Here is a 12311-nt window from a genome sequence, read left to right as displayed (position 1 = left end):
ACATGAAAATAGAAGTAGCTCACGGCGGATATCAGCCTGGACCTGGATTGTTGAGTAACATGAAAATAGAAGTAGCTCACGGCGGGTATCAGCCTGGACCTGGATTGTTGAGTAACATGAAAATGGAAGTAGCTCACGGCGGGTATCAGCCTGGACCTGGATTGTTGAGTAACATGAAAATAGAAGTAGCTCACGGCGGATATCAGCCTGGACCTGGATTATTAAAAATCAATTATAATAATATTCTATAATTCATCAAAAGGTAGAAGGGAAGAACCAATCTTTCCTTCTATTTTCATTTATCAATATAGAATACTAAGTTAAAACAAGACTCCACCAAAAATCTTTAATAAAACCCTCAAAAAAATTCGAAACCTTGCAATCCCCTCAAACTATATAAATTTCCCGATAAATGTTTTAAAGTATAGTTATACAAAGAGAGGTAATAAGATTCATTTCTTACTAGGTATAACATCCTTAATAGATGAATGATCTGGAGGACAATGAAAAGGAGGTTATCGAAATATGGATACTACTTTTACACACTTTATTGTAGGTCATGCAGAAATGGATTCAATCCGGATTATTGAGAAAGTCGGAAAACATATAAAAGAATTGCGTGAATGTATATGCGTAGAAGAACTTATTTTAAATAAAATAAATGCAGAGCCGGAGTTCAAAGTTTTAACTTTTGAAGTAAAGGTGAATAGCGCTTTATATATTTTTCATATCCATAGATCTTTTGTTTCGGGATGGTTTGATGGCTATATCGAAAAAAAAGAAATCACTGATGAACGTACTCAATATATTTTAAACAATTGGGAAATCGCATTGCAAAATAATGAGTTCTCATTAAACTATCAGCCGATTTTAAATCTTAAATCGAATAGCTGCACAAATGTTGAAGCACTAATCAGATGGAAACATAAAGAAGAATACATTTCACCAGCAGTCTTTATACCTTTACTTGAAGCGCGTGAGCAGCTGTCACAATTGGAATATTGGGTTATAGAAACGGTTTTTAAACAAATATGTGAATGGCAAAAAAATGATATTCGAATAAAGACACATATTAATATTAGCAATCAAACATTACAAGAAGATAGTTTCTTGAACAACTTTACTCAATTAGCAACAAAATACAATGTATCGCCAGAAAGTATTATTTTAGAAATTACCGAGCATTCATCATTAACTGTAAGTGAATCATTAGTTAGCAATATGACGAAGTTAGCAGAACTTGGGGTGATTTTCGCAATTGATGACTTTGGAGCCGGTCACACTTCATTTTCCTACATAAACACATTGCCTATTTCAATGGTGAAAATCGATAAGCAGTTTATAGATAATGGGAAAAATAATGCGGTATTACAAGCGATTATAAATGCACTGAATACATTAAACATGACAATTGTTGCTGAAGGAATCGAAACGGATGAAATGATGCAGCAAATGAAGTGGAAAGCAATTCACTTAATACAAGGCTATCATTATTCAAAGCCGGTAACAGCTTGTCAGCTGTTGCCAATCCTACTAAAGACAAAATTGCACTTTAAAAGGGAAAAAGCGAATATTAAACATCATTTCTCGAAGGTCAAAGAAAATACGTATAAATATAGAATTATGTAACGGCTTGACAGATATGTTGCACTAAATTATTATATGATTATATTAAATAATACATTATAGTCCTCATCAGCAATAGATGAGGTAGAGGTTGCGGTGTTTAAGAGTACATAAACCGAGAGTCAGAAAACTCGATGACGTTTGTTGAAAGGAACCACCGCCGAAGCGCTGCGAATTTCTGGTCGCAGTAAGCTGGGACTGCATCGAACAGGTGCAGGACTGTCATAGCATTTTGCTATGGAGAACTATCCATCAAAGTTGGTGAGCGTTGTAGATACAGACAACACACCATCTTTAAGTGGTGTGTTTTTATTTTCTCTACCTGTTGTGAATGAGTAACGAACAAGAGACTATTAACTTCAGAGGAGATTGTCAAATGGGTAATCAACAGAAAATTGGATTTTGGATTTTAACATCATTGGTAATCGGCAACATGGTCGGTTCCGGAATCTTTATGCTTCCTAGAACATTAGCAGAAGCGGCAAGTCCGGCTGGTGTCATATCAGCTTGGATATTCACAGGTTTAGGCGTTTTATTCGTCGCATTCGTATTCGGTAACTTAGGAAAAAGAAAACCTGAACTACAAGGCGGACCGCAAATATATGCGAAAGAATTATTTAAAAAAGGCTCAAAAGCATCAACATTAACAGGATTTATGTCAACGTGGGGATACTGGATTGGTAACTTAGCAGGGAATATCGCGATTGTAACGACTTTTGCCAGTTATTTATCAACGTTCTTCCCGGTAATGACGAGTCAGGCTGATTTATTTACAGTCGGAGGTTTTACACTAAAAGTCGGAAATGCACTTACATTTTTAGTTTGTACAATTGTTTTATGGGGTACTCACTTCATTATTCTTAAAGGCATCGAGGGCGCAGGTAAAATTAACTTGGCCGCTACAGCCGCAAAAGTAACTGGATTTTTCATCTTTATTATTATTGGATTAACAGCTTTTGAAGCATCTAACATAACACCTTTTATTGCAGACAAAACAACAGAAGTCGGCGAAACAGTAGGTATGCTTGGACAAATTAATGCTGCGGCAGTAGCAACTTTATGGGCTTTCATCGGCGTTGAATCAGCCGTCGTTTTCTCATCTAGAGCGAAAAAACAATCAGATGTTAAACGTGCAACAGTATTAGGATTAATGATCACATTAGCGATTTATATCGGAATCAGTTCATTAGTTATGGGCTTGCTTCCACAAGAAGTTCTAGTAACATCTGAAAAACCGCTTATCGACGCTATCGAAACAGTTTTAGGACCAATCGGCGGAAAATTGTTGGCAGCATTAGGTTTAATTTCATTAATCGGTTCTACAATCGGATGGACAATGCTTTCAGCGGAAGTACCAAGTGCCGCTGCTAAACAAGGCATCTTCATTCCACGTTTTATGAAAGAAAACAAAAAAGGCATTCCGGCATTTTCATTATTGCTGACAAATGCATTAGGTCAGTTATTCATTTTTTCAACGATTTCAAACTCGATTTCAGAGGCATTTAACTTTATTATTTACATCGCAACATTGTCGTACCTAGTTCCTTATGTAATCGCTGCTGCATTCCAATTGAAGCTCGTAATTACAGGAGAAACATATGGCGTTAAAGATGGAAGACTGAAAGATGGAATTATCGGTGGAGTAGCAACATTTTATTCTGTTTACGTTTTATTTGCCGGTACATCAGACCTTAAAACATTCATTTTAGGTGTATTACTGCTTGTAAGCGGACTGGCTTTTTATCGATTTATGAAACAAAAACCAGAGACACCTTCCACTTCACAAGATACAGTTTTAGAAGAAAATGCTTCTTAAAATATAAAATCTCTTCTGCTTATGCGGAAGAGATTTTTTTGTAGTCAAACTAAAATAAAGGTATACTTATGGAAAAGAAGTTTCCACTTATCATAGCCAATAGCCGAAACTTATGATAACATTAACTTTTACACAATTAGAGGACGTGAATAGTATGATTAATATTGAAATCCCAAAAGTCGATGTAAGCATCGAACGACGTAAACAACAAATCAAACCTGGAGAAGCAGTAATCCCTAGCATCAATGGATTCATTGATTTACATGAAATCCCTCGCGATAAAGGCGGCATCTTCATGTTTTACAATATCCATGATGAACTTCTTTTCGTAGGCAAAGCGCGCAAGCTAAGACAACGCGTAAAGAAACACCTTGAGGACAATGTTTCTCCAGTTAAAAACCATAGAGACGAAATTTATTCAATTGATGTATGTGTAGTAGAAGATCCTATGGAACGTGAAATTTACGAAACATATATCATCAATACACTTCATTCGAAGTATAACATCGATAAAGTATTTTATAAGTAATAGAAAAAGCTGATTGCGATTGCAATCAGTTTTTTTATGTTATTGAGAACAAATTGTGAATTTTGAAAGAATGGACATAACTTAAATAAGCGGCTAATACATTATTGATATCTTGTTTATGGCTTATAACATCGACAATTGTTAACAATTGTAATTTTATGAAAATTATAATTGACACTTTTTTACACAGATGCTATTTTATAGTTATTAGTTCTTTATATCGAACGTATAAAGCGATTTATAAAGCAAGAGGAAATAGAACTGAATCTATTTAATTTCTTATGAGAGGATTTGTTTAATATGCAAGAATGCAAAATCAGTCTTAAAGACTGCATTACCCAAGCAGAAGGCAATATCGTAAGTGATATGGACGGAGAGAAGGTAATGTTAAGCATTAAAAACGGGAAATACTACAACCTTGGGACCATTGGGGGAGTTATTTGGGATTACATACATAAGCCAATTCAAGTAGATGCTTTAATTGCAAAATTGCAAAATGAATATAATGTTGAAGCGGAACAATGTAAGGAAGATGTTTTGCCCTTTATCGAACATTTACTTGAAGAGAACTTAATAGTTTTAGTTAGTGAGTAAAATCAAATCATTCTAGGGTGGAGAAATGAGAAATAAAGAGACGGTAAAAGAAATCAGTATAAAAGAAATTATCCAACCACTATTAAGATATTCATGGTTAATTATTTTAACTGTATTGATTTTTGGCTTGGGGGGGTATTATATTGCTCAAAGCAATAAGGGTGTTCCTTTATACCAATCATCAGCAAAAATAATCGTAAATGCAACTGCTGAAAATATGTCAACGATGCAAGTGATCATTAAGGATACTGTCGTACTTGAAAAAGTTGTTTCAGAATTAAAGCTGTCTATGTCCCCCGAACAATTAGCAAATAGCTTGGAAGTCTATTCAGTAGGTTCGTCTTATGTAGTGATTATTAGTGCAACAAATAAAGATTCACAATTAGCTGCAGATATTGCCAATACTACCGCGAGAGTATTTAAAGAAACAGTGCCGACGATTTTGGATTTTGATGCTATACATTATTTATCAGAAGCGAAGGCGACAGCTATCCCAATAGCAACAGAAAGTAGCAATTCTACAATATTAAAAGTTAGTATAATCGGTCTAGTACTTGCAATCGGTCTAGCTTATTTATTGAATGTATTCGACAGCAGAATTCGCACAATCCAAGAAGTAGAAGAGCAAATCGGATTGCCGGTTATTGGTTATATCTCTAAAAGTAACAAAAAGAATACGAGAAATAATAATAAGAAGAAAGATGAAAAAATGTTGTTAGTCAGTAAGGAAACAGAATCAAATGAAGTAAAAATATGAGGTGTTTAGATGATCTCTTCTACTACTAAAATAATTTCTATCTCAAATCCGAAATCACTCATTGCTGAGCAATATCGATCATTACTGACAAATATACGATTATTGACGAAAGAAAGTGATATGAAAAGTGTCCTTGTAACATCACCATCATCTGGCGAAGGTAAAACGGTAACGGCAATTAACTTAGCGGTGACACTAGCTTCACAAAATGCAAAAGTACTTATCATTGATGCCAATTTTAAACGACCGAATATTCATCATTACTTTAATTTAGACAATAATGTTGGATTAGTAGATTTATTGCTCAATGAGCATCGATCGGCAAATGAGGTTATTCAGAAAACAAGTATTGCTCATCTTGATATACTGGCTAGCGGTTATGAAAAGTTAAATATTATTGAATCTGCAAATATTGAGAAACTGTTAACATATCTTTACAGTTTATACGATTACATCTTTATTGATTCTCCATCTCTGCTCGAGTCGTCAATCACGAAGGTTTTAGCGAACCATTGCGATGGCACTGTCATGGTAATAACAAAAGGGCAAACGAAATTAAAAGAAACATTAACAGCAAAAAAAGAGTTGCATTTTGTGCAGGAAAAGATTTTAGGGATTGTTTTAAATGATAATTCACATAATATTTTGCAAAAAATATTCAAAGTATTCTATAAGAAGTAATTTATTTTTGTTTTACCGTTCTTGATTAAGAACGAAATTGAATAAACAACAGGTGATGTCTCCTTACCTATATAAACGGAGGCACTCGGTCATGCTGTGGGTTGAAATATACCTTAGACGCTAGTCGTCGTTGGTGTGGTGTGAGGAGGGGTTGGATGCCCCATTTAAATTAAAAACGGAAGACCCTTTAATAATTTATTGGAGGTTTTCCTTTTTTAATTTAGCAGTAGGAGATGAAACCTTTTTATGAAATATCGTCAAAGGCTTACGTTATTTATATTGATTGACACGGTAATCATTTTAATTACTTTTCTAGGGAGCAACGCTATAGTTATACCTAATCATCTTATCAGCATGCATGAATTAAGCATTATGTCATTAACTTTGCTAATTGGTCATCATCTTTTTGCATATATATTTAACTTAAATAAGAAGTCTTGGGAGTATGCCAGTATCGGAGAACTAATGATTATATTAAAAACGGCAACTTCGACCATGATTTTAGCAGCAATTGTGCAGGTAATCTTTTTAAATGTATTCGATGAACGGCTCCTAATCACTATTTGGCTATTACATCTTGTTTTAATTGGAGGTTCTAGATTTTTTTGGAGAACATTCAGAGACTATTATTTATTAAAACAAACGAATAAAAAGAAAACGATGATTATCGGTGCTGGATCTGCTGGGACAATGGTTGCAAGACAGCTTATAAAAGGAAATGCTTCAGAGTTGCTGCCTGTTGCATTTATAGACGATGACACAAAAAAACAGAAACTGGACATTTTTGGTATACCCGTTGTTGGCAAAACGAAGCATATTGAACATTATGTCAAAATGCTTAATATTGAGCATATCATTATAGCAATACCATCATCAAATAAAGAAGAGCTCAATCGTATCTTTTTGGAATGCGCCAAAACTGAAGCAAAAACACAAATCTTACCTTTGTTAGAAGACTTACTAACCGGGAAGTTATCGGTTAATAAAATTCGTGATGTGCAAGTGGAAGATTTACTTGGCAGGCAGCCTGTTGATCTCGATATTGAAAGTATTTCGGAATACATTAAAGATCAAGTAATTTTAGTAACAGGCGCTGGCGGTTCCATCGGTTCTGAAATATGCAGACAATTATGCCACTTCTCTCCGAAAAGCATTATATTATTAGGTCATGGTGAAAACAGCATCTATTCAATTTACATGGAATTAATAGAAAATTATCGTCATTCAGGTATTGAATTTATAACGGAAATTGCAGACATACAAGATAATAAGAAGTTAATGGAAATAATGGAGAAATATTCGCCTGAAGTTGTATATCATGCTGCTGCTCATAAACATGTGCCGCTCATGGAAAAAAATCCTGAAGAAGCAATTAAAAATAATGTAATCGGCACACAAAACGTCGCTAATGCTGCTAGCTGGTATGGCGTGAAAACGTTTGTAATGATTTCCAGCGACAAAGCTGTTAACCCGACAAGCGTAATGGGTGCTACAAAAAGGCTGGCAGAAATGCTTATTCAAGAAATGGATAAAAATAGCGATACAAAATTTGTCGCGGTACGTTTCGGGAATGTTCTTGGGAGTAGAGGTAGTGTCATTCCGTTGTTTACAAAACAAATAGAAAAAGGCGGTCCGGTGACAGTCACTCACCCGGACATGATCCGTTATTTCATGACCATACCTGAATCTTCCCGATTGGTTTTACAAGCGGGAGCACTAGCTGATGGAGGAGAAATCTTTGTTCTCGATATGGGCGAACCTGTTAAAATTGTGGACTTGGCCAAAAAGTTAATTAAGCTATCCGGTTATTCATTGGATGAAATCAAAATTTCATTTACGGGTATCCGTCCAGGCGAAAAACTATATGAAGAGCTTTTAAGTCATGATGAGGTATTAGAAGAGCAAATATATCCCAATATATATGTCGGTAAAACGAAGAAACTATTTATTCCTGAAATAGAAGAAATAATCGCTAACTTCTCAAATTGGGATAGTGATCTTATTAGGCACAAAGTATTACTGATTGCAAATGGACAAGAAGAGACATATCCAGTTATCTCAATATTAAATTAAAGGAGCAAAGATATGAAGATCAGAAAAGCAATAATACCCGCTGCTGGATTAGGAACAAGATTTCTTCCGGCGACAAAAGCGATGCCAAAGGAAATGTTGCCGATTGTCGATAAGCCGACAATCCAGTATATAATCGAAGAAGCGGTCCAGTCCGGTATTGAGGATATTATTATTGTTACCGGCAAAGGAAAGCGTGCAATCGAGGATCACTTTGATTATTCTTTTGAGCTCGAACATACGCTTTACGAGAAAGGTAAATTTGAGTTGCTAGAAGAAGTGCAAAAGTCTTCAAAACTAGTAGATATTCATTACATTCGACAAAAAGAGCCAAAAGGCTTAGGTCATGCGATTTGGTGTGCTCGTAAGTTTATCGGTAATGAGCCTTTTGCTGTTTTGTTAGGAGATGATATTGTCCAAGCAGAAAAACCTTGCTTGAAACAATTAATTGATCAATATAGTCGCTTCAATTCATCTATTCTAGGTGTTCAGCAAGTGAAGCCAAATGAAGTATCACGATATGGCATTATTGATGCTAAACAAGTAGGGGCAAGATTTTATAGTGTTGACGGATTAGTTGAAAAACCGGCTATAGAAGAATCACCCTCCAATTTAGCAATCATGGGAAGGTATATATTAACTCCAAAAATATTCGAAATATTAGAAAATCAACAACCTGGAGCCGGCGGAGAAATTCAGCTGACAGATGCGATTGCCACTTTAAATGCAGCGGAAGCCATTTATGCATATGAATTTGAGGGGGTACGTTTTGATGTTGGTGAAAAATTCGGATTTATCCAATCTACAATTGAAATGGCTCTGCAACATAGCGAGTTACGCAATCAGCTATTATTTTATTTGCAATCGGTTGTTGATCGGGAAATGTTAAAAGAAGAGATTGACACATTATGACAGACAAGAAAGCTGTTTTATTTTGTGCAACGAAAGATATTCATTTTCATTCCTTTCATCTTCCATATTTTAAATGGTTTAAAGAAAAGGGCTATGAAGTACACACTGTCTCGGGAGATTTTCTTCCCTTACCTTACGTCGATAGTCATTACACCATCCCAATACAACGATCGCCTTTTTCTATACAAAATATAAAAGCACTACTTAAATTAAAGAAAATCATACATTCAAATGACTACGAAATTATACATTGCCACACACCGATGGGCGGCATACTTGCACGCATAGCCGCACAATCAGCCAGAAAAAAGGGGACAAAAGTCATTTATACGGCACATGGCTTCCACTTTTATAAAGGTGCACCAGTACAAAATTGGTTAGTTTATTATTCTATTGAAAAATGGTTATCTTCGTTAACCGACTGCTTAATAACAATCAATCAGGAAGATTATAAAAGAGCCAGAGAACGCCACTTTAAAGCAAGAAGGATTGAACATGTCCATGGCGTAGGAATTGATACTAATCATTATAAGCCAGCTACATCATCGACAAAAGCTGTTTTAAGAATGAAATTTGGCTATGCCCAGGATGATTACATTTTATTTTATGCAGCGGAATTTAATAAAAACAAAAACCAACAATTATTAATCAGGACACTATCACTATTGAAAAATTCGCTACCCAAGGCGCGTCTGATTTTTGCCGGTGAAGGACCTTTACTGGAAAAATGCAAACAACTGGCATTGCAACTTGGTGTTCAAGATAAAATATGCTTTGCCGGTTTTCGGAACGACATCAATTTATTATTGCAACTTAGTGACGTAGCGGTAGCATCTAGTCTTAGAGAAGGGTTACCGGTAAATATTCTTGAAGCAATGGCCAGTGGATTACCGATTATTGCAACCAATAATCGCGGACATCGAGAGCTAATAAAGAACAACCAAAATGGCTTTATCTCAGTGGCAAATGAACCAAGCCTGTTCGCATCTAAAATACTCTTTTTGTACAACAATCCGGATATCGAAGCAAAACTTGGGGAAAACAGCTTGTTACGGATCCAAAACTATACCTTAAATAAAGTAAAAAATGAGATGGCTACTATTTATTCTCGATACATTGCGGAGGAAGACTATGGTACCAAAAGTAAGTATTATAGTGCCAATTTATAATGTGGAGAAGTACCTAGCAAGATGTTTGGATAGTTTGCTGGCACAAACACTTCATGACATTGAAATCATGGCAGTCAATGATGGATCAACAGATAGAAGTTTGGATATACTTCATGCTTATAAGATCAAGGACTCACGCATAAAAATAATCAATCAAGAAAACCTTGGAGTATCAGAAGCAAGAAATGCAGGCATTGTAAAAGTCAGTGGTGAATATATTGCCTTTGTTGATCCGGATGATTGGATAGAGAGTGACATGTACTCAACAATGTATGAAAAAGCAAATGAATATAATTGTGATATTGTAATGTGTTCATATGTAAGAGAATTTAAAGATCATTCAAAAATAAAGGTATTTGAGCTGCCTAAAGAATATCATTTTAAAAATGAAGAAGTGAAAAGCTTTCTTTTGCGAAGATTGATAGGACCTATAAATGAGGAAATCTCCAACCCCGAACTATTAGATGCTTGGGGACCAGTTTGGTCAAAATTATATAAAAAAGATTTGATTGCTAATAATGGCATTAAATTTACAAGCCTTAAAGAGATTGGTACAAATGAAGATTCACTATTTAATATCGAAGCCGTATATAATGCTAACTCATGCTGCTTTATAAACGAACCCTTTTATCATTATTGGAAAGAAAATGAGACATCAATCACAAGTTATTATAAACCGATGTTAATGCAGCAATGGGCAACATTATTTAGCAATATTAATAGCATTATAAAAAAAGCAAAACTGGACAACGAATATATGAGAGCATTAAACAATCGAATTGCTCTGTCAACATTAGGTTTAGGTTTAAATACAATCAGCAAAAACAATTCGGATTTTCCGCTTATGAAATATAAAAAACTGCAAGTGATTCTCAATAATGAACATATTCGGCACTCTGTCAGTACATTTGAGTTAAATCAAATGCCTGTCGTATGGAGGGCTTTTTATTTATGTGTTAAATATAGATTCGTTATAGGTTATTTCGGTTTTCTGCAATCCATTGAATTTCTGCGGAAAAGAATAAGGTAGGTGATAAAAGGATGAAACCAATTCGAATTCTTCAAGTTGTTACGATTATGAATCGTGGCGGCCTTGAAACAATGCTAATGAACTATTATCGCGCTATTGATCGGGATCAAATTCAATTTGATTTTATGGTCCATCGCGAAGAACGAGGTCATTACGATGATGAAATAGAAGAATTGGGAGGGAAAATCTATCGGATGCCGCCTATCCGGCCAGGAAACTATAGACTGTATTTCAAGAAATTAGACTATTTTTTCCAAAATTATAAAGAGTATAGAATTGTCCATTCCCATATAAATGAAAATAGTAGCTTTGTATTAAGGGCTGCAAAAAAGGCACATGTTCCAATACGGATTGCTCATAGTCATTTAAGTGACTTAAGCGTTGATTTTAAACTGCCTTTCCGTATATATGCTCGAGCTCTTCTTAAGAGTCATACAAATCAATATTTCGCTTGCTCAAAAAGAGCTGGTAACTGGCTATTCGGAAAAAATACAGACCAAAAAGGCACAATTGTTTTAAATAATGCTGTAAATGTGAAAGAATTTCAATTTGATCCAGAAGTCCGACTTAAATTACGAGAGAACCTAAATGTTGGTGAAAGTATAGTTATTGGCCATGTTGGTAGATTTAACAAACAAAAAAATCATGATTTTTTGATTGATATTTTTAAGGCGGTCCATGACATGTTTCCTAATGTGACCTTACTGCTTATAGGTGAAGGTAATCTTAAGAAAAAAATAAAAGAAAAAGTACATAAATTAGGTTTATCAGCTAATGTGAAGTTTTTAGGAGTAAGAGAAGATATACCACAGTTAATGCAAGCAATGGATCTGTTTTTATTTCCGTCATTATTTGAGGGGCTTCCAGTTGTTTTAATTGAGGCTCAAGCTGCCGGTTTGAAATGTATAGTCTCTAACTCTATTACAAATGAAGTTGAGATAACTGACCGAATTCAGTTTATGAGTTTAAGGGATTCATCAAAGGTCTGGGCTGAAACAATATTGTCTTCATCCCTTCAGCATACTGATACTTTTGAACAGATGAGCAGCAATGGATTTGATACAACAACAACAGCAAACTGGTTAGTCTCCTATTATGAAAAAGTCTATTCGATGGGAGGGGTATAG

At 35.0% G+C, this 12311-nt stretch carries 12 protein-coding genes and 1 riboswitch; all 12 genes read left to right on the top strand.

Going from position 1 to position 12311, the window contains the following annotated elements; translation table 11 throughout:
• The first annotated feature begins 2 nt into the window (after nt 1-2).
• The 12 genes from IEO70_RS04930 (at nt 3) to IEO70_RS04875 (ending at nt 12311) form a co-directional block, all read left to right on the top strand.
• Nucleotides 3-251: a hypothetical protein gene (locus IEO70_RS04930; RefSeq protein WP_190997250.1), complete on the top strand. Its 249-nt coding sequence runs from the start codon at nt 3-5 to the stop codon at nt 249-251.
• 274 nt (nt 252-525) lie between these two features.
• Complete coding sequence (locus IEO70_RS04925; RefSeq protein WP_190997249.1) at nt 526-1629, top strand: EAL domain-containing protein; 1104 nt, start codon at nt 526-528, stop codon at nt 1627-1629.
• A gap of 74 nt (nt 1630-1703) precedes the next feature.
• Nucleotides 1704-1882: riboswitch (Lysine riboswitch) on the top strand.
• Between the two features lie 120 nt (nt 1883-2002).
• A complete protein-coding gene (locus tag IEO70_RS04920; protein WP_190997248.1) occupies nt 2003-3442 on the top strand; it encodes an amino acid permease in 1440 nt (479 codons plus the stop codon).
• Nucleotides 3443-3596: 154 nt separating this feature from the next.
• Nucleotides 3597-3971, top strand: a complete 375-nt coding sequence (locus IEO70_RS04915; protein WP_190997247.1) for a nucleotide excision repair endonuclease — start codon at nt 3597-3599, stop codon at nt 3969-3971.
• 300 nt (nt 3972-4271) lie between these two features.
• Nucleotides 4272-4565 carry a lasso peptide biosynthesis PqqD family chaperone gene (locus tag IEO70_RS04910; RefSeq protein WP_190997246.1) on the top strand — a complete coding sequence of 98 codons (294 nt, stop codon included), beginning with the start codon at nt 4272-4274 and terminating at the stop codon, nt 4563-4565.
• Between the two features lie 25 nt (nt 4566-4590).
• On the top strand, nt 4591-5322 hold the full coding sequence (locus tag IEO70_RS04905; protein WP_190997245.1) for a YveK family protein: 732 nt from the start codon (nt 4591-4593) through the stop codon (nt 5320-5322).
• A gap of 9 nt (nt 5323-5331) precedes the next feature.
• Entirely contained in the window at nt 5332-6003 is a 672-nt protein-coding gene (locus IEO70_RS04900; protein WP_190997244.1) for a CpsD/CapB family tyrosine-protein kinase, read from the top strand.
• Between the two features lie 246 nt (nt 6004-6249).
• A complete protein-coding gene (locus IEO70_RS04895; protein ID WP_190997243.1) occupies nt 6250-8076 on the top strand; it encodes a polysaccharide biosynthesis protein in 1827 nt (608 codons plus the stop codon).
• A 12-nt stretch (nt 8077-8088) separates the two neighbouring features.
• Complete coding sequence (galU, locus tag IEO70_RS04890; protein ID WP_190997242.1) at nt 8089-8985, top strand: UTP--glucose-1-phosphate uridylyltransferase GalU; 897 nt, start codon at nt 8089-8091, stop codon at nt 8983-8985.
• Nucleotides 8982-10154 carry a glycosyltransferase family 4 protein gene (locus IEO70_RS04885; protein WP_190997241.1) on the top strand — a complete coding sequence of 391 codons (1173 nt, stop codon included), beginning with the start codon at nt 8982-8984 and terminating at the stop codon, nt 10152-10154. The genes galU and IEO70_RS04885 overlap by 4 nt, the downstream gene beginning before the upstream one ends.
• Nucleotides 10117-11184: a glycosyltransferase gene (locus tag IEO70_RS04880; RefSeq protein WP_190997240.1), complete on the top strand. Its 1068-nt coding sequence runs from the start codon at nt 10117-10119 to the stop codon at nt 11182-11184. The genes IEO70_RS04885 and IEO70_RS04880 overlap by 38 nt, the downstream gene beginning before the upstream one ends.
• Before the next feature lie 11 nt (nt 11185-11195).
• Nucleotides 11196-12311, top strand: a complete 1116-nt coding sequence (locus IEO70_RS04875) for a glycosyltransferase family 1 protein (RefSeq protein WP_190997239.1) — start codon at nt 11196-11198, stop codon at nt 12309-12311.

Source organism: Peribacillus faecalis, assembly GCF_014712675.1.
Lineage (GTDB): Bacteria > Bacillota > Bacilli > Bacillales > DSM-1321 > Bacillus_AD > Bacillus_AD faecalis.
Note: the sequence above shows the minus strand (reverse complement) of the source record. Positions and strands in the feature narration are given on the sequence as shown.

Excerpts from the sequence above, each read along its gene's own strand:
- IEO70_RS04930 (WP_190997250.1), top strand. The coding sequence starts at position 3 with ATGAAAATAGAAGTAGCTCACGGCGGATATCAGCCTGGACCTGGATTG.
- IEO70_RS04925 (WP_190997249.1), top strand. The coding sequence starts at position 526 with ATGGATACTACTTTTACACACTTTATTGTAGGTCATGCAGAAATGGAT.
- IEO70_RS04920 (WP_190997248.1), top strand. The coding sequence starts at position 2,003 with ATGGGTAATCAACAGAAAATTGGATTTTGGATTTTAACATCATTGGTA.
- IEO70_RS04915 (WP_190997247.1), top strand. The coding sequence starts at position 3,597 with ATGATTAATATTGAAATCCCAAAAGTCGATGTAAGCATCGAACGACGT.
- IEO70_RS04910 (WP_190997246.1), top strand. The coding sequence starts at position 4,272 with ATGCAAGAATGCAAAATCAGTCTTAAAGACTGCATTACCCAAGCAGAA.
- IEO70_RS04905 (WP_190997245.1), top strand. The coding sequence starts at position 4,591 with ATGAGAAATAAAGAGACGGTAAAAGAAATCAGTATAAAAGAAATTATC.
- IEO70_RS04900 (WP_190997244.1), top strand. The coding sequence starts at position 5,332 with ATGATCTCTTCTACTACTAAAATAATTTCTATCTCAAATCCGAAATCA.
- IEO70_RS04895 (WP_190997243.1), top strand. The coding sequence starts at position 6,250 with ATGAAATATCGTCAAAGGCTTACGTTATTTATATTGATTGACACGGTA.
- galU (WP_190997242.1), top strand. The coding sequence starts at position 8,089 with ATGAAGATCAGAAAAGCAATAATACCCGCTGCTGGATTAGGAACAAGA.
- IEO70_RS04885 (WP_190997241.1), top strand. The coding sequence starts at position 8,982 with ATGACAGACAAGAAAGCTGTTTTATTTTGTGCAACGAAAGATATTCAT.
- IEO70_RS04880 (WP_190997240.1), top strand. The coding sequence starts at position 10,117 with ATGGTACCAAAAGTAAGTATTATAGTGCCAATTTATAATGTGGAGAAG.
- IEO70_RS04875 (WP_190997239.1), top strand. The coding sequence starts at position 11,196 with ATGAAACCAATTCGAATTCTTCAAGTTGTTACGATTATGAATCGTGGC.